23 protein-coding genes and 1 riboswitch are annotated in these 23,134 nt (G+C 53.2%); of the genes, 17 read left to right on the plus strand and 6 right to left on the minus strand.

The genetic code is table 11. The annotated features are described in order from the left end of the window. Window positions 1-23: 23 nt before the first annotated feature. The 3 genes from FE783_RS24540 to FE783_RS24550 all read left to right on the plus strand — a co-directional run bounded on the left by FE783_RS24540 (window position 24) and on the right by FE783_RS24550 (window position 2,094). Window positions 24-356 carry a hypothetical protein gene (locus FE783_RS24540; protein WP_138882025.1) on the plus strand — a complete coding sequence of 111 codons (333 nt, stop codon included), beginning with the start codon at window positions 24-26 and terminating at the stop codon, window positions 354-356. Window positions 357-509: 153 nt separating this feature from the next. Next, on the plus strand, window positions 510-1,790 hold the full coding sequence (locus FE783_RS24545) for an ArsB/NhaD family transporter (RefSeq protein WP_138882026.1): 1,281 nt from the start codon (window positions 510-512) through the stop codon (window positions 1,788-1,790). A 22-nt stretch (window positions 1,791-1,812) separates the two neighbouring features. Continuing rightward, window positions 1,813-2,094, plus strand: coding sequence for a hypothetical protein (locus FE783_RS24550; RefSeq protein ID WP_138882027.1), 282 nt, complete (start codon window positions 1,813-1,815; stop codon window positions 2,092-2,094). 6 nt (window positions 2,095-2,100) lie between these two features. Here FE783_RS24550 and FE783_RS24555 read toward each other — a convergent pair whose 3' ends face one another. Further along, entirely contained in the window at window positions 2,101-2,787 is a 687-nt protein-coding gene (locus FE783_RS24555) for a hypothetical protein (protein WP_138882028.1), read from the minus strand. Window positions 2,788-2,929: 142 nt separating this feature from the next. Here FE783_RS24555 and FE783_RS24560 point away from each other — a divergent pair, with 142 nt between their 5' ends. From FE783_RS24560 to FE783_RS37675, 6 genes are all read left to right on the plus strand, one after another. After that, the gene (locus FE783_RS24560; protein ID WP_138882029.1) at window positions 2,930-3,556 is read left to right on the plus strand and encodes a TetR/AcrR family transcriptional regulator; all 627 of its coding nucleotides are present in this window, start codon (window positions 2,930-2,932) and stop codon (window positions 3,554-3,556) included. After that, on the plus strand, window positions 3,553-4,407 hold the full coding sequence (locus FE783_RS24565; protein WP_138882030.1) for an ABC transporter ATP-binding protein: 855 nt from the start codon (window positions 3,553-3,555) through the stop codon (window positions 4,405-4,407). Before FE783_RS24560 ends, FE783_RS24565 begins: the two co-directional genes overlap by 4 nt. Further along, window positions 4,404-5,117, plus strand: a complete 714-nt coding sequence (locus tag FE783_RS24570; protein WP_138882031.1) for a fluoroquinolone export ABC transporter permease subunit — start codon at window positions 4,404-4,406, stop codon at window positions 5,115-5,117. The genes FE783_RS24565 and FE783_RS24570 overlap by 4 nt, the downstream gene beginning before the upstream one ends. Then, the gene (locus FE783_RS24575; protein ID WP_138882032.1) at window positions 5,114-5,836 is read left to right on the plus strand and encodes a hypothetical protein; all 723 of its coding nucleotides are present in this window, start codon (window positions 5,114-5,116) and stop codon (window positions 5,834-5,836) included. The genes FE783_RS24570 and FE783_RS24575 overlap by 4 nt, the downstream gene beginning before the upstream one ends. A gap of 227 nt (window positions 5,837-6,063) precedes the next feature. Continuing rightward, a complete protein-coding gene (locus FE783_RS24580; protein ID WP_138882033.1) occupies window positions 6,064-7,662 on the plus strand; it encodes an NTTRR-F1 domain in 1,599 nt (532 codons plus the stop codon). A gap of 24 nt (window positions 7,663-7,686) precedes the next feature. Then, window positions 7,687-7,836 carry a hypothetical protein gene (locus FE783_RS37675; RefSeq protein WP_158302006.1) on the plus strand — a complete coding sequence of 50 codons (150 nt, stop codon included), beginning with the start codon at window positions 7,687-7,689 and terminating at the stop codon, window positions 7,834-7,836. 574 nt (window positions 7,837-8,410) lie between these two features. Here FE783_RS37675 and FE783_RS24585 read toward each other — a convergent pair. Further along, the gene (locus FE783_RS24585; protein ID WP_158302007.1) at window positions 8,411-10,123 is read right to left on the minus strand and encodes a methyl-accepting chemotaxis protein; all 1,713 of its coding nucleotides are present in this window, start codon (window positions 10,121-10,123) and stop codon (window positions 8,411-8,413) included. Window positions 10,124-10,213: 90 nt separating this feature from the next. After that, window positions 10,214-10,302, minus strand: a riboswitch (cyclic di-GMP riboswitch). Window positions 10,303-10,532: 230 nt separating this feature from the next. Between FE783_RS24585 and FE783_RS24590 the strand changes: the two genes are divergently transcribed. Next, entirely contained in the window at window positions 10,533-11,570 is a 1,038-nt protein-coding gene (locus FE783_RS24590; protein WP_274381458.1) for a BMP family protein, read from the plus strand. A gap of 81 nt (window positions 11,571-11,651) precedes the next feature. On the opposite strand, the gene corA is transcribed toward FE783_RS24590, so the two are convergent. Continuing rightward, a complete protein-coding gene (gene corA / locus FE783_RS24595) occupies window positions 11,652-12,602 on the minus strand; it encodes a magnesium/cobalt transporter CorA (RefSeq protein WP_138882036.1) in 951 nt (316 codons plus the stop codon). Window positions 12,603-12,768: 166 nt separating this feature from the next. Between corA and FE783_RS24600 the strand changes: the two genes are divergently transcribed. The 4 genes from FE783_RS24600 (at window position 12,769) to FE783_RS24615 (ending at window position 16,084) form a co-directional block, all read left to right on the plus strand. Further along, a complete protein-coding gene (locus FE783_RS24600) occupies window positions 12,769-13,524 on the plus strand; it encodes an ABC transporter ATP-binding protein (protein ID WP_138882037.1) in 756 nt (251 codons plus the stop codon). Beyond that, on the plus strand, window positions 13,521-14,540 hold the full coding sequence (locus tag FE783_RS24605) for an ABC transporter permease (protein ID WP_138882038.1): 1,020 nt from the start codon (window positions 13,521-13,523) through the stop codon (window positions 14,538-14,540). The genes FE783_RS24600 and FE783_RS24605 overlap by 4 nt, the downstream gene beginning before the upstream one ends. A 72-nt stretch (window positions 14,541-14,612) precedes the next feature. Continuing rightward, window positions 14,613-15,275: a TetR/AcrR family transcriptional regulator gene (locus tag FE783_RS24610; protein WP_138882039.1), complete on the plus strand. Its 663-nt coding sequence runs from the start codon at window positions 14,613-14,615 to the stop codon at window positions 15,273-15,275. A gap of 26 nt (window positions 15,276-15,301) precedes the next feature. Further along, window positions 15,302-16,084, plus strand: coding sequence for a sugar phosphate isomerase/epimerase family protein (locus tag FE783_RS24615; protein ID WP_138882040.1), 783 nt, complete (start codon window positions 15,302-15,304; stop codon window positions 16,082-16,084). Window positions 16,085-16,190: 106 nt separating this feature from the next. Here FE783_RS24615 and FE783_RS24620 read toward each other — a convergent pair whose 3' ends face one another. Next, window positions 16,191-16,967 carry a helix-turn-helix transcriptional regulator gene (locus FE783_RS24620; RefSeq protein WP_158302009.1) on the minus strand — a complete coding sequence of 259 codons (777 nt, stop codon included), beginning with the start codon at window positions 16,965-16,967 and terminating at the stop codon, window positions 16,191-16,193. 151 nt (window positions 16,968-17,118) lie between these two features. On the opposite strand from FE783_RS24620, the gene FE783_RS24625 reads away from it, so the two are divergent. Then, a complete protein-coding gene (locus tag FE783_RS24625; RefSeq protein WP_338015899.1) occupies window positions 17,119-18,033 on the plus strand; it encodes a nucleoside hydrolase in 915 nt (304 codons plus the stop codon). 292 nt (window positions 18,034-18,325) lie between these two features. Next, on the plus strand, window positions 18,326-19,642 hold the full coding sequence (locus FE783_RS24630) for an ABC transporter substrate-binding protein (protein ID WP_138882042.1): 1,317 nt from the start codon (window positions 18,326-18,328) through the stop codon (window positions 19,640-19,642). 44 nt (window positions 19,643-19,686) lie between these two features. Here the strand turns inward: FE783_RS24630 and FE783_RS24635 are convergent, their stop codons facing one another. Continuing rightward, window positions 19,687-20,550 (minus strand): helix-turn-helix transcriptional regulator, encoded by an 864-nt coding sequence (locus tag FE783_RS24635; RefSeq protein WP_138882043.1) that lies wholly within the window; start codon window positions 20,548-20,550, stop codon window positions 19,687-19,689. Between the two features lie 251 nt (window positions 20,551-20,801). Continuing rightward, complete coding sequence (locus FE783_RS24640; RefSeq protein ID WP_138882044.1) at window positions 20,802-21,254, minus strand: CPBP family intramembrane glutamic endopeptidase; 453 nt, start codon at window positions 21,252-21,254, stop codon at window positions 20,802-20,804. A gap of 181 nt (window positions 21,255-21,435) precedes the next feature. Between FE783_RS24640 and FE783_RS24645 the strand changes: the two genes are divergently transcribed. After that, window positions 21,436-23,133 (plus strand): efflux RND transporter periplasmic adaptor subunit, encoded by a 1,698-nt coding sequence (locus tag FE783_RS24645; protein ID WP_138882045.1) that lies wholly within the window; start codon window positions 21,436-21,438, stop codon window positions 23,131-23,133. Window position 23,134 lies beyond the last annotated feature (1 nt).

A 23,134-nucleotide genomic window follows, 5' to 3' on the forward strand; every position in this document is an offset into this window, starting at 1 on the left:
CGGGAAAAGGAGTGTCATGCGGTATGCAAAGCTCCAAGTCTTTCATTCAACTGACGGATCATCAGAAACGGGTCATTGCCAAATCGCTTATTTTATTGGCCCGGAATATTCACAACCATTACGAAGCGGAGATGTACGCTTGGCTCGCAAAAAAAATAATGTCCGTGGAACGCTGCATCGGTTTGGACGGCCAAGAAATGGTTATGATATCGTTTGCGTTAAACAAAGAGGCGGACCGCTGCAGGAGCAAGACGGTCGCCAAAGTATACCGGACATTGTCGCAGGAGATCGCGGAAGCAAAGAAAAAGTTTCACTGCGAGGCTTATGCGGAGCTGGCCGCCCGGTATTTGATGTAAAGAGAGTCTTTACAAGTCCGAGGTAAGCCTATATAATTAAGTCCGAATTCAATACCGGAACCACTAGGAGGAGCCTGCCACTTGGGGGCTCTTTTTGTCGTTTTCGGGAAATAGGGCAATCTATACACGACTTGTCAAGTAACGGGAGGAATTATGGATCAGCAAGCGATACTCGCTATCGGCATCTTTCTAGTCACATACGGTTTGATCATCGCGGAGAAAATACACCGCACGATTCTCGCAATGCTCGGCGGCGTATTGATGGTCATACTGGGCATCGTGGATCAAGAATCGGCGATTCACCATATCGACTTCAATACGCTGGGTCTGCTGGTCGGCATGATGATTATTGTAAGCATTACGGCGGAAACCGGTCTGTTCAAATACATCGCGATCCTTTCCGCCAAAAAAGCGAAGGGAGACCCGGTGCGGATCATGCTGGCGCTCGCGCTGATCACGGCGTTCGGGTCGGCTTTCCTCGATAATGTGACTACGGTGCTGCTCATGGTTCCCGTCACTTTCAGCATAACCCGGCAGCTGCGGGTAAACCCCGTCCCGTTCCTTATTACGCAAATATTGGCTTGCAATGTAGGGGGAACCGCTACGTTGATCGGCGATCCGCCGAATATTATGATCGGCAGCGCGGTCAAAGAACTGACCTTTATGGCGTTCATTACGAACCTCGGCCCGATCGCGGTCATCATCTTGGCGGTGTATGTGCCTCTTTTCGTATGGCTGTTCCGGGGACGGATCCAAACAACGGAAGAGCTGAAGCAAAGCGTCATGCAGATGGACGAGAAAGAAATTATTACGGACCGTACTTTATTAATCAAGAGCCTCACGATTATGGGGCTTACGATATTGGGCTTCTTCCTGCATCAGTTGTTCCATCTGGAGTCGGCGACGGTGGCATTGGCCGGAGCTTTCCTGCTGCTGCTGTTGACCGGGGAGCACGCGATGGAAGCGGCGCTGACGAAGGTGGAATGGACGACGATCTTTTTCTTTGTCGGCTTGTTCGTCTTGGTGTCCGGGCTTGTCGAAACAGGCGTCATATCCAAGCTCGCCGAGCAGGCGATCAACTTGACCGGAGGCGAGCCGGTCGCGACTTCCATGCTCATTTTATGGCTAAGCGCTATCGCTTCCGCTTTCCTCGACAATATTCCGTTTGTCGCGACGATGATCCCGATGATACAGGAAATGGGGAATATGGGGGTTGCGAACTTGGAGCCACTCTGGTGGAGCTTGGCGCTCGGGGCGTGCTTGGGCGGCAACGGTACTTTGATCGGAGCAAGCGCCAATCTGATCGTTGCCGGCATGTCGGGCAAGGAAGGATATCCGATCCGATTCGTATCCTTCATGAAGTACGCTTTCCCTCTTATGATTTTGTCTATCGTCATCTCGAGCGGATATATTTATTTGCGATACTTGATGTAACGAAAACTAGGGAGGTGCTTCGATGAAGCTGAGCTATGATTGGGATGCGGGTATTGTCCGCATTCAAGAGAGCGGGAACGGGGACGATACGGAATTTCAGATTGAACTGGTGCAGGATCAGCCGTATGCGGCGGCGATGAGGCGCGTGCAGCAATTTTTCGAAGACAACCAGGTACACACGGATGTCCTGTTCTACTTGTATCCCGGTCATAAGTACCGGGTCATCGTCCGCAAAGACTATTACAATGATTTTCTGCTGGAATTGTTAAAGCATCGTTTGCTGCGGTCGCTGGAGTGGAACTAAGCAAGCTTATTCGATTACCCGTCCGGTGAGCGAGTGTACCCGGATTAAGCTTGCAGGTCCGCCATCCGCCGTACGGTTGAAGGAGACGACGTAAATGAGAGGGACTCCTTCCCGGTTCGGGAGATAGCACGCATGTACAGTGGCCTCCTCGGCCCGATACAAGCCATGAACGTAACGGGAAGCTACAGCTGCCGCCTCGTCTCCGGAGACCGCCGGATACATGGGGCGGTTCAACCTTTTTTGCTCCAGACCGGCATGAACCGTCCCTTCAACCCGGCGGATTACGCCGGACTTGTCCATCTCCACGATCAGCCCGTCCCCGCACACCGGCTTTCCGTACAATTGGCGCTGCATGACAACGATGGTTTTGTCGGAGCGGTCCCGATCGACGTAGGTCACCTTCATATTCTCGTCTACCCGCTTCAATCCGTAAACCGATTTGACCTTCTTCAAAAACTCGAACGAGATCCACTCGGGAGTATGGTTGGACGGCTTAGTCAATTGCCCGCTCCATATAGCGGGTGTTTTTGTCTTTTCGTTCCATTCGACTCGCATAGTTCCGCCGCTTGCCGCATCTATTTGCTCCATTACTTTTCTGGCGGGCTTCAACGGGTCGGTATGCGCCAAAACATCCTCTAAAGCCGGATGCATCCAAGTCAAAGCAAACATTAGCAGCCATTTATTCACATTCACGGACATCGCCTCCCAGCTATTACATTTTGGGCCTGAAAGCGATGTTTTTATTCCTGCATGATTGACAGTTTGGAGAATAAGGTGTATTTTTGTGAATATAAAATAAAATGATTCACAAGATCATTTAGAGCTGAGGATTCCTATGCCGAAAAAATTTAACGAGCAGGAAAAGCAATGGATACGACAAAAGCTGCTGGAGGAAGGCAAACGGAGCTTCGAAGCTTTCGGGCTCCGAAAAACGAGTGTGGAAGATTTGACCAAAGCATCGGGGATCGCCCAAGGCTCCTTCTACATGTTCTTCGGCTCGAAGGAGGAACTGTTCTACGAGCTCCTGCTGACAGAGGAAGCGGTCATTCGGGATAAGCTGCTGCAATCGATCGGCGAGGATCAAGCCGTTACGAAGGAGAGCATCCGGCGGTTTATTATGGAATCGTTTCGTCTTATGTCCGAGAATGCCTTGATTCGGAATATGTTTTTCGAAGGGGAACTGGAGCAGCTCGTCCGCAAGCTGCCGAAGGAGCTGCTTGAACGAAATTTCACGGAGGATCAGGACGCCATGATGCACGTTGTCCGAAAATGGCAGAAGGCAGGCATTCTTAAGGAAACCCGGCCGGAGCTGATCGTCAGCATGTTTCGCGCGCTTGTGCTGTTGTCGCTGCACAAGAAGGAAATCGGCGAAGCCGTTTATTCGGATACGATAGCCTTGCTGGTGAATGTGCTGGCGGAAGGATTGTTCGTTAACGTCACGAAGGAGGGCAATCCCCTATGATCGAGGTCGAGCGGCTGCAATTTACGTATCCGGGAGCGGCGGATCAAACCTTGCGCGGTCTTAGTTTCGCGATCGGACGCGGTGAAATATTCGGATTTCTCGGCCCTTCCGGAGCCGGGAAAAGCACGACGCAAAAAATTCTCATCGGCGTTTTGAAGCAGTATGACGGGCGGGTGCAGGTGTTAGGGAAAGAAATACGCGGGATCGGGCCCGATTACTATGAGCGCATCGGCGTAGCTTTTGAATTCCCCAATTTCTATAACAAGTTTACCGTTCTGGACAATCTGAACATGTTCCGGTCGCTGTATTCCGTCCGGACGGAGGACCCGATGGAGCTGCTCGGCCAAGTAGGGCTTCAGGATGCCGCAAGATTAAAAGTGTCTCAGCTTTCCAAAGGGATGAAAATGCGGCTTAACTTTTGCAGGGCGATCCTCCATAACCCGGATATTTTATTTCTCGACGAACCTACGTCAGGACTTGATCCCGTCAACGCCAAGATCATGAAGGATTTGATCCTGAAGAAGAAAGCAAGCGGAACGACCGTGCTGCTCACGACTCATAACATGCAGGCGGCGGAAGAGCTTTGCGACCGCGTAGCGTTCATCGTCGACGGCCAAATCAAGCTGATCGATTCGCCTAGGGAGCTGAAGCTGCGCCAAGGCAGCAAGCGGGTTCGGGTCGAATACCGCGATGGACAGCAAAAAGCGGCGGAGGAGTTTCCGCTCGATCGTATCGGGGAAAATGAGCGTTTTCTGAGGCTGATCGGCCGGTATCCGATAGAAACGATGCATTCCCAAGAGGCAACGCTGGAGCAAATCTTTATCCGGACAACGGGGAGAAGCTTGCTATGAGAACGATGACGGCGGTTGCTTATGATATCCGGTTTCAAATCAAGCACGGGTTTTATGGCGTCTATGCGCTCGTGTGTGCCATATATGTGCTGCTGCTGCGTTTTCTGCCGCAAAGCTATAAGGAGAAGGTTGCGCTGTTATTGACCTTCTCGGACCCTGGCGCGCTAGGATTGATTTTGGCCGGAGGCATCGTGCTGCTCGAGAAGGACCAAGGCGTTCACGACAGCCTGTTCGTCACCCCGCTGCGGCTGCGGGAGTACTTATTGGCGAAGGCGTTCTCTATATCGGTCATATCGTTGTTCGCGGCTTGGGCGATTCATATGTTCTCGACGGGAATGCCCGCGGCTCCCTTCCGTTTTTCTATAGGTGTGCTGCTTACTTCAAGCATGTTCACCTTTTTGTCGATCGGAGTAGTGGCGCGCACACAGAGCATTAACGGATTTATACTGCTGTCCCAGATGTATTCACTGCCGCTTGCCCTTCCGCTGCTTGGCTTCTTCGGCATCGGGCCGGACGTCCTATACCGCATCTTTCCTACGGAAGGCTCGCTCGTTTTGCTGGAAGCCGCTTACCGCTCTGTCACGGTTGCAGAGACGTTGTACGCAACGGCCTTATTAATCGTTGGAAACGCGTCGTTTTATCTCTGGGCGCATCGATCGTTTGAACGGAAAATATTGCTGCGCATAGGCGAAGGAGGGGCGAAAGGATGAAATACCGGGCTCTGCTCGTGAACGACGGCAAACAAATGATGAAAGATCCGATGCTCATGGCCAGCTTGCTTGGCCCGTTGGCCGTTATCGCCTTCGCGAGATTCGGATTTCCGCCGCTTGCGGCTTGGGTGGAGGGGCGGTATGCGTTTGATTTGACGGACTATACCGGCTTTGCCGTCAGCTTCCTGCTGACTACGGTTCCGCTGCTGCCCGGAACGATGGCGGGGCTGTTGATGCTGGATGAACGCGACGAGAATATGGTCGCCTACTACGGAGTAACTCCGCTTACGCGAAAAGGATATTACAGCTATCGTCTATTTCTGCCGAGCTTAATGGCATTGCTTTTGACCGGATTGTTTCTCCTGCTGTCGGGAATGGCCGAGCTTCGGACGGAAAGCGGGTATGCGCTCCTGCTGTTCGCATTGGAGGCGCCTTGGATCGCTTTATTGCTTGCCGCCGTCGCCGCCAATAAAGTAGAAGGGCTTGCGCTATCCAAGCTGTGCGGACTTCTATTCGCAGGCCCGGTTGTCGTTTCTTTCGTCCCGGAGCCGTGGCAGTACTTGGGAATCGTAATCCCTACATACTGGCCCGCCAAGAGCTATATGCTAGGAATCTCGAACGAGACCGTTCTCTCGTCCATCGTGTTTATAGCCGGCTTTCTCTATCATACGGCGCTGCTCAAGCTTGCCGTTCGCGCTTTCTTGAGACGGATGGACTAGTGGCTTGCAACGGTACATTGATCGGAGCAAGTGCCAATCGGATCGTTGCCGGCATGTAGGGAAGCTTCGATTACCCGTCCGGTGAGCGAGCGTACTCGGACAAAGCTTTTGCCGGAAATCTATCTTGCTAGCACTTTTTGTGCTACTGAAGCTCGTCTCTTGTCCCTTCCAGAATAAATGAACTTACATATAGTAGGATTAGTTATCCTTGGAAGGAGGAGATCTGTTTGGCTATTAGTATCATTAATAAAATCCAAAATCCGGGCTTTGAAACCGGAACGTTTGCCAACTGGACCGTCAGCAACGCAACGATCGATTCTACCAACAGCCATTCGGGAAATTTTAGCGCACGATTGACGGGCGGGGCAGTAGACGCTTTCGTCTCGCAAACTTTCTCCATTAACCCCGGCGAAAATTTCGAAGCAACCGTTGCGCTGGCAAGGCTCGGGCCGGCGTCAAGTCCTCCGGTCGGTATTTCTGTTCTCTATTATAACGCAGCCTTGTCGTTCCTAGGAATCGGCTTGAATACGTTCATTCCTGCCGGTCGTCTTCCCGATAATAACGAGGAAGATTGGAGCGAAATCATTCAAATTACTGCGTCTGCTCCTGCCAATGCTGCCATAGGGCAAATAACCGTCTTCAAATCGGCTTCGGCTGGCAGCGCCGATGTTTTGGTGGATGACGTTTCGCTCTTATTGTTCGAAGGGTCGTCAACACCAACACCATCACCCGACCCTTGCTTCCAAGATATGAGGACGACGCTGCAGCAGCTTCAAGGGAAGTTAATTTCGGTCACGCTCTCGGGTTGTTGCGAGGATAGTCTGTTCGGGCGCGTTTTCCGAGTCGACGATGGAAAAATGATTCTGGTCGGGACCTTAGGAACGCGCATTATTCCGATTTGTTCGATCAGTTCCATCGATTTCGGGCCGTTTGCTTATGTCGCCGTTTCTGCCGATGATACAGTCGCGGTCATTAATACCGCCAACAACACGGTCATCGCTTTGGTCCCGGTTGGGGATATTCCGGCAAAGGTAGCAATTACGCCCGATGGGTCGCGGGCTTATGTCACCAATAATCTTAGCGGCACTGTCTCGGTCATTGATACCGCCACCAACACGGCCATCATTGCGATTCCGGTCGGATTTCTTCCTCAAGGGGTCGCAATTACGCCTAACGGGTCGCGGGCTTATATTGCCATTGTCGGCAATGATATTGTCTCGGTGATTGATACAGCCTCCAACTCGGTCATCACCACGATTCCGGTTGGGGACGGCCCTTCGGAGATAGCGATTACGCCGAATGGGGCACGAGCTTATGTGACTAATCGTAATAGCGATTCGGTCACGGTGATCGATACCTCCACCAACACGGTCGTCGGCGATCCGATTATGGTCGGGGACGGTCCTCAAGGAATCGCGATTATGTCTAACGGGGCGCGGGCTTATGTCGCAAATGCCGAAAGCGATACGATCTCGGTGATCGATATCGCCTCCAACACGGTCATCGCCACAGTTTCGACTCTGGATAATCCTCAAGGGGTAGCGATTACGCCCGATGGGAAATTCGCTCTTGTCACAAATGCCGGTGACGATAGGGTCTCCATGTTCGATACGTCCACCCAATTGCGCGTCTTTCCTCTTGCAGCTATCGTCGGGGATAACCCTATAGGGATCGCGATTACGCCCGACGGGAGCCGGGCTTATGTCGCGAATTTCTTCGATAATAACGTCTCGGTGATCGATATCGCTACCAACTCGGTCATCGGTGCTCCGATCCCGGTTGGATTTTTTCCTGTAGGGGTCGCGATTACGCCGCTCACGATTTAAATCAAAGGAGGGGAGCCAATCCCGATGAAAAAAGAAGACGTCATCGCTTTGATTCAAAAAGAAGTAGAGGAAAATCCGCAGGTAACAAGCATCGAGATATCCAAAAAATACGGAATTCCCTTCTACACCGTTGAAATAGTTAGAAGCAGGCTGGCAAAAAACGTCATGAGGTAAGGATCGATTGCGGAAGCAGCCGGCCGCCCGAAGGATGGGGGCCGGCTGCTTAAATTCGTTTAGCGCCTCTCTGCCGGGCCTCCTACGAAAGCAGGCTCGTTCGAGTCGAGCCCGAAGGCGGTGTGAAGGGCGCGAACGACGTCATCGTTCCGCCCGGCATATCGATTTGCTGGTCGTGGCCGATTACGACCCTTCGAGCCGGCAAGCGGCTGCCGGGACCGGCGAGTCGTTCTGACCGGACACCCGGTCCCTGTTCAGCCCCAGGCAATGCTGGGGCTGAACAGGTAGTGCCGTAAGGCATGCTATTTAAGTTGAACTAAAGCTACCATGAGAAAGCAAGTGCAATGGAGAAAGGGAATTACCTTGTAAGCGAGTTTTGGCTTTGAGTTTCTACTATCCGAAGGCCAATACATGGTCCCCCAAAAGTGAAGTTTGCCTTCGTTGCATATTCCAAGTACTTTTGGGGGAGCCCCCTAATTCCGAGAAACTCAAAACAACCTGTCTGAAGCTGCAAGGTAATCCCTTTCGGAATGGAACGGCTGCCAATAAATAGTTCAACTTATATAAACGATGCCTAGCTTTTAAACCGTTGTGTAATATCGAACAGATCTTGAGACATTTTGGTCAAAGCATCAACGGCCGAGGAAATTTCCTCCATCGTAGCCAATTGTTCTTCCGATGATGCCGCTACACTCTCCGTGTTGGAAAAGGCTACATTCGCGATGCTCTTCATATTTTGCAGCGATGCGGCAACCTGCTGCGTGCTGGCCGACATTTGTTCGGAGGCGGCGGAAACCTCCTGGATTTGATCGGCTACCTCCTGCACGGCGTGTAAAATTTTGCGGAAAGCCTCCCCCGCCTCGTGCATGACTACGGTACCGTTCCGGACTTCCTGATCGCCTCTGTCCATAGTAACGATCGCGTGATCGGTTTCGATCTGGACTTGGCGAATAATCGTTACGATCTGCTCCGCCGATTGCCTGGACTGTTCGGCGAGCTTCCTGACTTGATCGGCTACGACCGCGAAGCCGCGTCCGTGCTCGCCGGCTCTCGCCGCCTCGATCGCCGCATTCAACGCCAATAAGTTCGTTTGCGCCGATATATCCGTGATGGCATCGACGATTTGTCCGATTTCGCGGGAGCGTGCACCCAATTGTTTGACCACTTGAGCGGAGTCGCTAACCGACGCGCGAATCAAATCCATTTGATCGATCGCTTTTTGAATCGCTATATTTCCGTCGTTCGCTTGCTTCGACGCCTCGACCGAAGTTTCCGAAACCTCGCTTGCGGAGTCGGCAATCCGTTTGATTCCTTCCGCCATTTCCTCCATCGCTCTGGCACTCTCTTCGGTCGATTGCAGCTGCGCATCCGCACCGCTTGCTATGGCCTGAATAGCCGATACGACTTGGTTAATGGTTTGATTGGACTGCTCCGAGCTGGCCAACAACTGCTCCGAGCTTGCCGAAAGGCTTTGGGATTCTAGGCTGATCTTCACAATAACTTCCCTCAGCCCGTCGATCATTTGATTAAAGTCCGTCGTAAGAAGCCCGATCTCATCCTTCGATCGATAGCTGCCTCTTACCGTTAAATCTCCTTCCTGCGCCCTTGCCATCAATTGTTGGATGTGGTGAACCGGGCGAGTGATGAAGCTGGTAATCAAATATCCGGCAGCGGAGCACACGACAATAGCCGATACTGCGATGAGAATGATCACCGTCGTGGCGTTTCGGAAGCTTGCGATACTGTTTTCATAAAACGATTTCGCGTCTTCCTCGTTATACTTGACCACTAGCCCCAGAGCGTCGATCATTTCCGCTCGTACCGGCTTGAACGAAACGGCGTACGCTTCATAAGCCGCCGCTATGTTGTTTGCGGCTACCAGGTCATCGACTTTTTTCCTCGCTTCATTGCTCTTCGGAATCAGATCCAAAAATTTCTTGTACTCCGCTTGTGCCCGCTCCGACAATTCAATCTGCTCCAGCTCTTTGCGCGTTGCCTGGTTCGTCGCCTTTGCATCCGCGATCTGCTTCTGGATCTGCTTGATTAAATTCTCATCCTTCGTCACGAGCAGCTCCGTCTGGTAAAGGTCGATCTGCGAATTGCCGAATAACAGCTTGTCGATCATGCCGTTCGGGATCAGCTTCTTCTCATACATGGCACGGGCATTGTTCCCCATCGATTGCATGGCGACCGTCCCGATGGTCCCGATCGCAAATAAGAAAAGGATCGCCAATCCAAGCATGCTGAAAATTTTCGTTCTGATTTTCAAATTTTTAATATAATGCATGACTAAACGCCTCCTGCTAAAGTCTTGCCCGCGGCTATGTTCCCACAAAAAATCCATCCCCAAAAACGGGGATGGATTACGATCCCAATTTCCGGCAACCTGGCTGCCATAGAATGAATCATTCTTTAGGCCCAATGGCTTTGCGTCCTCTTCTTTCGAAAAGTTTGCTATTGTCACAATTTGGAGTATTATGGTTTTGGTCATTAATTCCAATGCAAGTGTATATGATACCACTTTCCCATTTCAAGCTGTTTTTTTTAAAAAAATATATTGATTTTTGTCGAATAGCTGCAAATGCCCGGAGTACATGTCGAATTATGTGAATTTCTATACAATTATTGACAAGTTTTTCGAAAGCTTATATGCTGTATCCGAAATCCAAAAACAACCATGCGGAAGGATGTGCATCATGAAACGTCTTTGTTCAAAGCTGTCATTATTTAGTTTGATCATCGTTATTTTGCTAGTTTCATCAGGATTTTCCTCACAACTTACCAGCGAAAAGAAGAATCAGCCCAAAGGCAAAAAACCGTATAAGGTTGCCGCGTTGTTTCCTGGAAAAGCTCGAGACGGCGGTTTTATGGAGGCGGGATTGAACGGACTGCTGAAAGCGAGAGACCAATTGGGAGTCGAAATCTCTTACGTGGAGCAAATCAAACCGGAGACGGGGGCGATCACGGAAGCGTTGCGGGAATTGGCCGAAGGAAAGCCCGATTTGATCGTTTCCCATGGCGGACAAGCCAATGCGGCCGCCCAAACCGTTGCCAAGGAATTCCCGAATATTAAATTTGTCGTTACGCAAGGAAGCGTCACCGGCAAAAACTTGTCCAGCTATCAAGTGCTGCAAGAGGAGTCGGCATGGCTTGCCGGAGCGGCAGCCGGCATGTTGACCAAAACGAACATCGTCGGCCATATTTCGGGCGTTCGCGTAACGCCGGGATTGCTCGGCAGAGCCGCTTTCGCCGACGGCTTGAAATATACGAACCCGACTGCCACCTTCTTGACCACCTTTAACGGCAATCAAGACGATCCGGCCGTGGCAAGAAAAGCTGCGGAAGCGGAAATCGCGGCAGGCGCCGACATTATTTTCACTATGCTGAATGCCGGAAGAATCGGTGCCATCGAGGCGTGCCGCGAGAACGGCGTATTCCAAATCGGCAATGTGCGGGATTGGTACGCCGACGCTCCGGACGTATTCATCGCATCGGCTATCGCCGATTCCAGCCAAACGGTCTATTCCGCGATCAGCGATCTCGTAGGGAAAGATTGGGAGGGCGGCGTGATCAAGAAGATCGGCATTGACAATCCGGACGCCGTTCGTTTGGCTCTCGCTCCTACCGTTCCTCAAGAGGTAGCGGACAAAATCGCAGAGTTGTCCAAAAAACTCGCCTCCGGCGAAATCAAGATCAATTTGACGTATGACGGTCCTGAATTTGAAGTAAAGTAATGGCTGCAGCCGAAAAGGAGCCAGGTCGCCGTTGTGCGGACTTGGCTCCTTTATGTGCATTTGCCGAAGCAAGCCGGGTCGTCAATCAAACCAGCCCTTCTTCCGAAACCAGGCATACATCCCGAAGCCGATCATGAACATGGTCCCGAGCACGGCAAAATAGCCCCAATGCCACTGGAGTTCGGGCATAAAATTGAAATTCATTCCGTAGATGCCGGCAATAAACGTAAGCGGCATGAATATAGTCGTGATGACGGTCAATGTTTTCATAATCGTATTCATCCGGTTGGAGCTGAGCGAGATGTAGTTGTCTCTCAAGTCCGCGGTCATCTCGCGATTCGCGTCGATCAGCTCGGACAGCTTCAGCAGATGGTCGTAAATATCGGTGTAGTATACCAGCTGTTCCTTCAAACCTTCGACCCGATCGGAGCTAACGACCCGGTACAGCAAATCGCGCATCGGGAATATCGTTTTGCGCAATTTCAGCAGCTTCGAGCGGATTTCGAACACATCATTCATCAAGGTGGGGCTCATGTTGCGTCCGCCGCCCGTTTCGATCTCGAGCAATTGATCTTCGATCTGGTAGACGGCGGGGAAATATTCGTCCACAAGATTGTCCATAACGGCATACATCGCATACAAAGGCCCCCGCCCCCACACGTTATTCTGGGTCGTAATGCGCAGCCACGCATCGTCCAGCTCCTTCAGCTCCTTGTGGTGGAAGGTGACCAGGAAATGGCTTCCGACGAACAGGTCGACTTCCTGCGCAGACAAATTCGTCTGGTCGAGAGCGTGCAGCACGAAAAAATGAACGTTCTCGTAATGATCCAGCTTCGGCCGTTGCAGCAAATGGAAGCAATCCTCGATGGCCAAAGGGTGGAAATGAAAATGTTGTTCCAAATTCCGCGCTTCCTCTTCCGTAGGCGCGTTGAAGTCGACCCAATACCACATGACGTCGGGCCCGTTCAGTTGATCCAGTGTAATATCGGGTATCGGGGTTAATTGTCGGGTAACGGCGAATATACGGAGCAAAGGACATCCCTCACAAACTGCATTTCCCCTAGTATACCTTGCCGAAGACAACTTTCCCAATCGGACAAAATAAGTGATTACTCACTTTACAAGAAGCGGATCCGCCAAGTATAATGGCTTTGATAAATGAGTGAGTGATTACTCACAAAAAGGAGCGTGCGCTCGAATGTCCATTACGACGGCTAACGAATCTTCCCGTTCTCCTGCGGTCGATCTTCGCGATCTTACGAGAACATTCGGCAATCGTCCCGTATTGAACGGGATTACTATGCATGTCGAACGCGGCGAGCTGTTCGGCCTGCTCGGTCCTTCGGGTTCCGGCAAAACGACGCTGGTCAAGCTGATTACCGGTATCGACAAAGCCGACGGTGGCACGGTAAGGCTGCTCGGCGAACCGATGCCGAAGCTTCAGATGCTGCAGCGGCTCGGGTATATGGCGCAGTCGGATGCGCTGTATAACGAGCTGACGGCGAAGGAAAACCTGCTGTTCTTCGCCTCCCTGTACGGATTGGCGGGAGCTCGCCGGAACGAGCGGATTCAGGCGGCGATGGCCGTCGTCGATCTGCTCGATCATCTGAACAAGCCGGTTGCCGCTTATTCGGGCGGCATGAAGCGACGGTTGTCGCTCGCCATCGCCTTGCTGCACGAGCCGGAGCTGCTCGTGCTGGACGAACCGACCGTCGGCATCGATCCGGTTCTCCGGCAATCGATCTGGAGAGAGCTGCTCGCTCTGCGCGAGCGGGGGACGACCATCATTTTGACGACTCATGTTATGGATGAAGCGGACAAATGCGACCGGATCGCGCTCATCCGGGAGGGACGTTTGACTGCGGTAGACAGTCCTGGCGCGCTCAAGGAAAAGAGCGGGACAACGAACATCGAAGACGCGTTCATCGCGCTTGGGGGAGGTGGCGGAAGATGAGAATCCGAGCGCTCGCCATCCGGATTATTCGGCAGTTTGTACGCGACAAGCGGACTTTGGCGCTTCTGTTCCTGGCACCGCTGCTTGTGCTGACTTTAATGCACTTCGTGTTCGACGGCCAGGCGGTCAAATTGGATATCGGGACGGTATCCATCCCTCTGCAACTGGCGGAACGGCTGAAGAACACGGAAGCGAACGTGACTTCGTATGCGGATGCGGTTCAGGCTAAGCAGGCGTTGGAGCAGGGAGATCTGGACGCGGTACTGTCGATCGACGGCGGCAAGCCCGCCATTGCGCTCGAAGGCAGCGATCCTTCGATCAATAGGGCGGTCATGCTCGTGCTGCAGCGGGCGATGCAGGCCGATATGCCGGCCGTGCAGCCGACGGTCACTTATTTGCACGGCAAAGAGTCGATGTCCTCGTTCGATTCGTTCGGCCCGGTGCTGATCGGCTTCTTCTCCTTCTTCTTCGTCTTCCTGCTCGCGGGAGTAGCGTTTCTGCGCGAGCGGACGACCGGAACGCTGGAGCGGCTGCTCGCCACTCCGATCCGCCGGTACGAGGTCGTATTGGGGTATTTGGCCGGCTTCGGCTTGTTTACTTTGCTGCAAGCCGCCCTGATCGCGTGGTATTCGATCGGTGTGCTCGGGTTGTATATGGAAGGGTCCATCTGGCTCGTTCTGCTCATGAACTTGCTGCTTACATTGACGGCATTGACGCTCGGCACTTTGCTGTCCTCTTATGCGGGCAGCGAATTTCAGATCATTCAGTTCATTCCGATTGTCATCGTCCCGCAGGTGTTCTTCTCCGGGCTGTTCAACCTGGAGGCGATGCAGCCATGGCTGCAGAAGCTGAGCTACGTAATGCCGCTCTATTACGGCGCTGACGCAATGCGCGGCATTATGATCAGAGGGGAAGGCTTCGCCGACATCCAGCTCGACATCTATATATTGCTCGGATTCTCCGTCGCGTTCGCGCTGCTGAACGTCATTGCCCTGAAGAAGCAGCGGGCGATTTAACAACCCGGACGGAACTGTGGTATGATCGAGGGAAATGGTCGCAAAGGCAAGTCCGCAAGGGAGTTGGCACAAATGAATAGCGAAATCGAGCCGTGGATGGAAGAGCTGCTGCAAGCCGGAACGGCCGGGAATAAAATGACCGAGAAGCAGAAGCGGATATTCGAATCGGCCATCGAGGTGTTCGCGGAGAAAGGCTTCGCCGCTTCTTCGACGAGCGAGATCGCCCAGCGCGCCGGGGTGGCCGAAGGGACGATATTCCGCCACTACAAAACGAAAAAAGAGCTGCTGCTGTCCATCGTGACGCCGGCGATGGTGAAGCTGATCGCGCCGTTCGTGCTGAGGGAGTTCGGCGAGGTGCTCAAGAAGGAGTACGACAGCTACGACCAATTTCTGCGGGCGATGATCGAGAACCGGATTGCGTTTTTGCAAAAAAACAGGAGCCTGCTTAAAATCGTTGTGCAGGAAATTCCGTTTCATCCCGATCTGCAGGAGCAGTTCAAGACGGTCGTCTTGTCGCAGGTTCTAGACCGGCTCGGGCGGGTCATCGATAAATTCAAAGCCGACGGCAAGCTGATCGATTTGCCGGCGACGACGATTATGCGTCTTAGCGGTTCCGCGATTATGGGGTATGTGCTGACCCGCGAGTTTTACGGGATGCGGGAAGGCGCGCGGTGGGAAGACGAGCGGGAGCTGGAGGCGACGATCGCTTTTGTCATGAAAGGCTTGACGCCTTGATTGCCTATGGGGAGGGGAGTGCGGCTATGAGCGGCGAACAGTTGTTTGTCGGCGGCATGCTGTCGGTAACGTTCCGGCAACTGCAGGTAAAGGAAATTGTGGAGCTGACCGCCAAGGCGGGCTTGCGGCTTATCGAGTGGGGCAGCGACGTCCACGTGCCTCCGGGGGAAAGCGGCATTGCCCGCGACACGGCGCGGATGACGGCGGAGGCCGGACTGCAAGTATCCGGCTACGCTTCTTATTACCGGGTCGGGGACGAACCTGAGGGAGAATTCGACCGGGTATTGGAGAGCGCTCTGCACCTCGGGGCGCCGTCCATCCGGGTATGGGCGGGCCGAGTAGGCTCCGCACAAGCGGACGAGGAGCTTCGCGGCCGTACGGTCGAGGATGCGCGGCGTATTGCCGAACGGGCGGCGGCGCACGGGCTCACCGTCGATTTCGAATTCCACAACAACACGTTGACGGATACGGTCGATTCAACCGTGCAGCTGATGGAGCAGATCGCTTCTCCCCATGTCCGCAGCTGCTGGCAAGCGGCGTTGGATGAGACGCCGGAGATACGGTCCGAAGGGCTGCGGCGCATACTGCCGTGGCTGTCGACCGTTCATGTGTTCCACATGGTTGCAAGAGAACGGCTGCTTTTGCAGGAAGGCGTGGACGAATGGAGAAGCTACCTGGACATCATGCGGCCGCTCAGGCAAAGAAGAGCCGTCTTGCTCGAATTCGTGCGGAACAACGAGCCCGAGCAATTTCTGCGGGATGCGGCGGCTTTGAACGGGCTGCTCGAATCGGTCAATCGGTCTGGATAATAGAAGAGTGCAGTCTATCAACGAAGAACACCCTCGATCCGAATGCGGAGCGGGGGTGTTTTGGCGTGGAATAGGTCGGGTCTGTTCGGACCCGATACGGCAGCAGTTACACCTGGCTTTGGAGCGTCGAACGGTAACCGTTGTGCCTGAACGAGCGGGGCGTCTCGCCGATCTCTCTCTTGAAAATCGTGCAAAACTGCGCGTCGTTGGAGAACCCGCACTCCATTGCGATCGAGGTGATGGACAGCTCGGTATAGCGCAGCAGGCTGCGCGCTTTCTCCAACCGCCTCTCCATCAAATAATGAATCGGGGAGACGCCGAACTTCTTCTTGAACAGGTGGCGGAAATGGTGGTAACTGTAACCCGCCATATCGGCAAGCTCTTCGACCGATATTTTCTGATTGTAGTTCTCGTCCATGAACGTGCGGGCATACAGCAGGTTGTCGTCCGGACGGCTCGACTCTCCGGTCGTGACGGAGCGCAGATGCTCGATCATAATTTCACTGATCCGCATATTGAGCTTCTGGGCGAAGAAGACATGCTTCTCTTGCATTTCCGTTCTCATGCTCTGGAGCAAGCCAAGAATGGGGGAAGCGGACGAATCCTGAAACAAGCCTTGCTGCAGCGGCGGCAGCTCGCGGCTGGCGAGACTGAAGCCAATGAATATAACTTCGGTATCCAGAGCCCGCCTCTCGTCGTGCGGCATACCGGGAGGGATGACCGTATAGGTATGCGGTTCATATCGGTATTCGACATCGCCAAGCCGGGTAGAACCCGCTCCAGTCACATAATAAACAAGCTCGTAGCAGCGATGGCGGTGAATCGGCATGTACGTGTGAATCGGCCGCAAACCGTGAAAGATGAAATCCATAGAAGCGAGCATCGAACGGTCCCCCTCTCCATCCGTACGAGGATAGCCAAATCGTATAAATACATCGCCGAATCGTGAAAATATGCGGCGGCTTTGTAGGTGTAAGATGAATGTGAGTTTCAAGAGCATGGGCAGATGAAGCCATTCTAGGAGGAATAGTACCGTGATCGATTTCCCGAAGTTGACCCAAGAGAAGCTGCTGCAGCGGCTGACCCATCCGAAGCGCAAAGTGCGCATGGTGCTCGACACCGACACGTTTAACGAAATCGACGATCAGTTCGCTGTCGTGTACGCGATGAAATCGCCGGAGCAGCTGCAGGTCGAAGCGTTCTACGCGGCGCCTTTCCATAACAAGCTGTCGACGGGGCCGAAGGACGGTATGGAGAAAAGCTATGAGGAGCTGCTGAAGATCCGCTCCCATCTCCCGGAAATGTCCGGTGTCCCGATTTATCGCGGCTCGGAAAGCTACTTGCCGGGGCCTGAAACACCGGCGGACAGCGAAGCGGCCCGTAACCTCGTAGAGCGGGCTATGGCCAGTCCCGATGATGATCCGCTGTATGTCGTGGCGATCGGAGCGATTACGAATGTAGCCTCCGCGATATTGATGGAGCCGCGGATTATCGGGAAAATCGTCGTCGTATGGCTCGGAGGGCATGCCCTGAACTGGCCGACGGCGAAGGAGTTCAATCTGTTCCAGGATTTGCACGCCTCCCGCATCGTCTTGAACAGCGGCGTCCCGCTCGTGCTGATCCCTTGCTTGGGCGTATCGTCGCATCTGCTGACGACGTTGTCTGAAGTGAGAGATTACGTCAAGGATAAAGGATCGGTCGGCGCTTATTTGTACGAAACGTTCGAAAACTGCGCCAAGGATCATGCAGGCTATTCCCGGGTCATCTGGGACATGTCCGCGATCGCTTATTTGATCGAAGGAGCATGGCTGCCGAACGAGCTCGTGCACAGCCCGCTGCTGTCCGAAGATTTCCGTTGGAGCTTCGACGCGTCGCGTCACTTTATCCGCTACGTTCATTATATTCAAAGGGATAAGGTTTTCCAAGATTTGTTTCGCAAGCTGGGATAGGCGTTCCGCTTCAAGCGCCGCAGTGCAAACCCTCGTACGCCATTGAGAAGGCGTACGGGGGTTTTTGTTTTTTTTCGGGTACCCGTGAACAGTAGAACGACAGTTAAATGCCGGGCCGCAAAAGCAGAATGGCATGCAAAATGAAAAACGGAAAGATTGATACAATGAATGGGAACGCATGTATGGAAGGGAGGATCGAAACCGGCATATTGGAAGCGTTAACATCATGAAACGTTAACAGGGTGAATAATGAAAGCCGCTTATACGGAATTTTCGATACGGAGGGGTAGTCATGTTAAAACAAATGAAAGCGATTGCAGCAACATCCGCGATCGTCCTTGTGATTACTACGGGATGCGCCGGCAAGCAAGAGGCCAATACCGAGGTGAAGCAGCAAGCGGATATTACGAAGGAATCGTTGGAGTTGGTTTTCTTTTCCAACAGCGCCGATTCGGTAGAAAGCTTCGACGAACGGTTCGGGAATGCGATTCGCAAGAAGTTTCCGAATTTCACGATCAAATATTTGCAGAAAGACAAGACGAACACGTTTCAGAATTTGATATCCGCCGGGCAGCCGATCGATATTTATTGGGATTCGGTCGGTTACTTCGTAGGCGGAATACAGGAATCCGGCATGCAGTACGACATGACCGAGCTGATCGGCAAATCGAAATTGGATATGAGCCGTTTCGAAGCAAGCGACATCGATGCGATGAAGCAAATGTCGGGAGGCAAATTGTACGGATTGCCGGTCGTGACCAATACGTTGTCCTTCTTTTACAACAAGGACTTGTTCGACAAGTTCGGGGTGTCTTATCCGAAGGACGGCATGATGTGGGACGAAGCGCTGGAGATGAACAAGAAGCTTACCCGTTATGAAGCTTCCGTGCAGTACATGGGGCTCGCCGTATCGTACGGTCATATTATCCGGCTGAACCCGCTGTCGCTGCCGCTCGTCGATCCCGCCACGAACAAAATAGCCGTCAACAACGAAAAGTGGAAATCGATCTACCAAAACGTCTTTGTGCGCCCTGCGGAAGCGCCGGGCTACAAGGAGGAAGTAGTGAGCAAGAAGGCGGTACCCCAAACGAATGAGTTTGTGAAAACAAAAAATTTGGCGATGTACGGCTTCCTGACTTCGCTTGTATTTACACAGGACGTATCCACGCTGAATTGGGATATGACATCGTTTCCGAAGTTTAAGGAGGCTCCCGACCTGGCCCCGCAAAACTACCCGACCTATTTCTCGATTACGTCGACAAGTAAGCATAAAGAGGCCGCGATGGAAGTGATCAAATTCCTGACTTCGGACGAAAATCAGATGTCGCTGTCGAAGCTCGGCAACATGCCCGTAGTGAAAAACGAAACGATTCGGAAAGCGTTCGGACAAGATACGCGGCATGCCAACAAAAACTTGAAGTCGGTTTACTACGCCAAGAGCTCGGCCATTATGCCCAAAACGATATATGACGATGTCGTGTTCCCGATATACGGCAAATATTACAAGGACATCGCGGGAGGGACGATAGACATCAACACCGCCTTCCGGAATATGGAGGAAGAGGGCAACAAAGCGATCGAGGATTTGAAAAACAAGTTGAAGAAATAGCTGGGCGGTCGGCCATGTGCCGAATGCCGGACGGATGCCGCGCATTACCGCCGAGGGGCTGTCATGAGCGGAATGTCATGATGTGCGATCCGTTGAAACTGTTCGGGCGTACACCCGAATTCCTGCTTGAACAAGCGGCTGAAATGCGACAAGTGCTTGTAGCCTACCCCGTAGCAAACGTCGGATACGGAGATGCCCTTGTCCATCATGAACATGATTTTGGCTTGATTCAATCGGCGCATTTTCAAATAGATGAAGATCGTCATGCCAGTCACTTCTTTGAATATTTTGGCCAAGTACGTTTTGTTCAAATACAGCTCGCTTTCCAGCAGCTCCATGTGCAGATCCTCGGTATAATGCGCCTCCAAGTAGGTAAGCATCCGCTGCACATGGAGCTCTTTTTCGGTCATTTTGCGCATCGACTGGCCGGGAGAGGGGCAGAACTGCTGAATGTAGTACAGCAAGTCGAGCAGGGCGAGCAAAAAACGGCGGAAGGAGACCGGATCGTTGCGTCTGTACAGGTCGTTCATTTTATAAAGCTGTCGCTCTACCTCGTTCCGCGCTTCGCCCTTCAGATGAATAATATGATTGCCGAGCAGTCCGATTGTCTCGAAAGCGCTCGTAAAGATGGAATCGTTAAGGACTCCGCGCAAATAAACGGGGTCGAAATGCATGTTGGTTCGCAAGTAGTTTTGAGGGTCCGGATTGGGGCTATGCAGCGTCATGCCGTCCATCAGAATAAGGTCCCCGGGACGCAGCACGTGGATGTGGCCGCCTATGATGTACGTACAGTACCCCTGGTGAAAGTAATAAACCTCGTATTCCCTATGCGTATGGAACTGCATTTTGTACGGGGTGTCGAACCTATAAGCAAAGCGGACAGGCATTTTCATGGAAATGGAAGGCATGAGGGGACCTCCTTTCGTCAGGCGCAGTGAATCCTGCCCCCTATGAGCAAGACTACTGTTTTCTAACAATTACCATATCACACCCTCACACGGTCCCTCCACAAAAAACTAGCCTCTTTTCTTTCTGCTCCAGATGTACCCTGTCAATCCCGCGTAGAAAAGCACAACTACAATGCTCATATCGCCGGCGATGTACTTCGCCGCCTCGGTCTGATGAACGGAAAGGCTCGCCAAAATCATCCAGACGTGTGTTATGGGTCGTATGCAGCATCGAGGAAGTCCAGACGCTTCCGGTACGCAGACGCAGTTCGCCGATTACGGGAGCGAGGAAGACGGTGCTCGCCAAGGTCAGAGGCAGCAGCAGCCATACGTCCTCGTCGGCATGATACGCTTCGGTATTCAGGTATAATCGGAAAATGCCATACGCCGTGAATAAGTCCGTTCAGCAGCATCGCCTTCTTCTTGCTCATGCACCCCATCATGACCGGCAGCAAGTAGCCGCGCCACCCCAGTTCTTCGCCCATGGACTGCGTAAGTACGGCTTGAATGTAAGAGACCGCGGTAACGAAAGGGAATATGGCCCAACTGTAGCCTTGAAAGTCGCCGCCGACGACGAGCGAGGATAACCCAGCGAGCCACACGAGCCCGAAACCGGCGGCAAGCGGAATGATCGGGACGACAAGGGCATAAGTCCAGCCTTTCAAGCCAAGCTTGTGGAGACCGAGTCTTTTCCACCCTTCTTTCGTGTATCCATAAAAGTCATCCTTTCCCTTTCAGCAAACTTTCAGGTAACGCTCAGGCCCTGTTAAGGACGCTCCGGGCATCGGGCTTTATAGTTAAGGAAGAGGCAGAACAAACGTCAACGCTTGGGGAAGGAAGAGGAGCATGGCAATGAAACGTGTTGTCAAATGGGCTGTCGCAGCCGCTGCGGTCGTCGTTCTGGGCGGCGGAGGCACTTACTATTTCGTCAAATCCGATCGTACGACGAATGCGGCTCAAACTGTGGAATCGACGGCGAAAGTCCAGAAAGGGAACATCCGGCTCTCCGTCTCGGGCACTTCACAGTTTTCCACGCAAAATTTGCAAAACATCGCGGCCACCGCCGACGGGACGATCAAGACGATGAATTTGACCCGGAGTCAAGCGGTCAAGCAGGGCGACATCTTGGTGGAAATTTCGAACAGCACGTTGGAGGCGAGTTTGAAGGATGCGCAAACTACGCTGGATACGCTGCAGCAGGATTTGGACGATTTGCTCAAGCAGAAGCAGAACTTGAGAATCGTCGCTCCCGCGGCAGGCAAGCTTGCGCTGGGGAATTTGGACATAGGCTCCTCGGTCAGCAAGTCGGGGAAGCTCGGCACCGTTTCCGTCGTTTCGAAGCTGACGGTCAAGCTGCCCTTCTTATTGGAAGAGGCGGCGCAATTCAAAGCCGGGGACGGCGTCGATCTCGCATTCGCGGGCTTCGCCCTAACGAAGACCGGCACCGTTCAATCGGTGGGCCAGACGGTGAAGGCCGACGCCTCCGGCAACCGGCTTGTGGAGGTGACTGTCTCGGTCGACAATGACGGGACGCTGGCGGCGGACTTGGAGGCCACCGGTACGGTTATCATGAACGGCCGGGAGATCAAAGGAAAAGGAAGCGGCAAGCTGGAGGCGCTGCAGACGGTCGTCCTTTTGTCCGGAACGTCGGGTACCGTATCGGAGATGAAGAAGAAGGACGGCGACACCGTCCAAGCGGGCGATCTGATCGCGGTCGTCGTCAACGATACGCTGGACGATTCGATTGCGGACAAGCGGGCCGGCATCGAGCGCCAACAGCGGACGGTTGATTCCGCGCAGCAAAAAATCGACGATCTCACTCTGAGAGCGCCGTTTGACGGCGTATTCTCCACCGACTTTGCCAACCAGAAGGCGAACGTACTCGCCAATTATCCAGTCGGGGCGACGGTGACGTCGGGCAATTTGTTCGGCGCCGTAGCCAGTCTGGACGTCATGACGCTGCCGATTCAAGTCGACGAATTGGACTTGACGAACATCAAGCCCGGCTTGAAAGCGGAAATTACGGTCGATGCGATCGCGGGCAGAACGTTTCAAGGCGAAGTGCTGCAGGTGTCGACGGTCGGGACGACGACCAACGGCGTCACTTACTACGATGCGGTCATTGCTGTAGATAACAAAAACCAGCAGCTGAAATACGGAATGACCGGAACGGCGCAGGTGATCATTCAAGATAAACAAAATGTGCTGACGATCCCGATCGAGGCGGTCCGGCGGCAGCGCGGAACGACGACCGTCACCGTGAAGCGGGCGGACGGAACGAACGAAGAGAACGTGGCGATCCAGACCGGAATCCAGAGCAAGACGGCGATTGAAGTAACCGGCGGCTTAAATGAAGGTGACGTCGTCGTTCTTCCGAAGAGCCGGACTACTTCGACAACGAACCAGCAACAGCAGATGATGCAAGGCTTCCCCGGAGGCGGAGGGTTTCCGGGAGGCGGCGCGGGAGGTGGAGGATTTCCCGGAGGCGGGGCCGGCGGTGGCGCTGGAGGTGCTGGAGGCGGTGCTGGCGGAGGTGGCCGATAAC

This window comes from Paenibacillus mesophilus (assembly GCF_005938385.1).
Lineage (GTDB): Bacteria > Bacillota > Bacilli > Paenibacillales > NBRC-103111 > Paenibacillus_AB > Paenibacillus_AB mesophilus.

Excerpts from the sequence above, each read along its gene's own strand:
- FE783_RS24540 (WP_138882025.1), top strand. The coding sequence starts at position 24 with ATGCAAAGCTCCAAGTCTTTCATTCAACTGACGGATCATCAGAAACGG.
- FE783_RS24545 (WP_138882026.1), top strand. The coding sequence starts at position 510 with ATGGATCAGCAAGCGATACTCGCTATCGGCATCTTTCTAGTCACATAC.
- FE783_RS24550 (WP_138882027.1), top strand. The coding sequence starts at position 1,813 with ATGAAGCTGAGCTATGATTGGGATGCGGGTATTGTCCGCATTCAAGAG.
- FE783_RS24560 (WP_138882029.1), top strand. The coding sequence starts at position 2,930 with ATGCCGAAAAAATTTAACGAGCAGGAAAAGCAATGGATACGACAAAAG.
- FE783_RS24565 (WP_138882030.1), top strand. The coding sequence starts at position 3,553 with ATGATCGAGGTCGAGCGGCTGCAATTTACGTATCCGGGAGCGGCGGAT.
- FE783_RS24570 (WP_138882031.1), top strand. The coding sequence starts at position 4,404 with ATGAGAACGATGACGGCGGTTGCTTATGATATCCGGTTTCAAATCAAG.
- FE783_RS24575 (WP_138882032.1), top strand. The coding sequence starts at position 5,114 with ATGAAATACCGGGCTCTGCTCGTGAACGACGGCAAACAAATGATGAAA.
- FE783_RS37675 (WP_158302006.1), top strand. The coding sequence starts at position 7,687 with ATGAAAAAAGAAGACGTCATCGCTTTGATTCAAAAAGAAGTAGAGGAA.
- FE783_RS24585 (WP_158302007.1), bottom strand. The coding sequence starts at position 10,123 with ATGCATTATATTAAAAATTTGAAAATCAGAACGAAAATTTTCAGCATG.
- FE783_RS24590 (WP_274381458.1), top strand. The coding sequence starts at position 10,533 with ATGAAACGTCTTTGTTCAAAGCTGTCATTATTTAGTTTGATCATCGTT.
- FE783_RS24600 (WP_138882037.1), top strand. The coding sequence starts at position 12,769 with ATGTCCATTACGACGGCTAACGAATCTTCCCGTTCTCCTGCGGTCGAT.
- FE783_RS24605 (WP_138882038.1), top strand. The coding sequence starts at position 13,521 with ATGAGAATCCGAGCGCTCGCCATCCGGATTATTCGGCAGTTTGTACGC.
- FE783_RS24610 (WP_138882039.1), top strand. The coding sequence starts at position 14,613 with ATGAATAGCGAAATCGAGCCGTGGATGGAAGAGCTGCTGCAAGCCGGA.
- FE783_RS24615 (WP_138882040.1), top strand. The coding sequence starts at position 15,302 with ATGAGCGGCGAACAGTTGTTTGTCGGCGGCATGCTGTCGGTAACGTTC.
- FE783_RS24620 (WP_158302009.1), bottom strand. The coding sequence starts at position 16,967 with ATGCTCGCTTCTATGGATTTCATCTTTCACGGTTTGCGGCCGATTCAC.
- FE783_RS24630 (WP_138882042.1), top strand. The coding sequence starts at position 18,326 with ATGTTAAAACAAATGAAAGCGATTGCAGCAACATCCGCGATCGTCCTT.
- FE783_RS24635 (WP_138882043.1), bottom strand. The coding sequence starts at position 20,550 with ATGCCTTCCATTTCCATGAAAATGCCTGTCCGCTTTGCTTATAGGTTC.
- FE783_RS24645 (WP_138882045.1), top strand. The coding sequence starts at position 21,436 with ATGGCAATGAAACGTGTTGTCAAATGGGCTGTCGCAGCCGCTGCGGTC.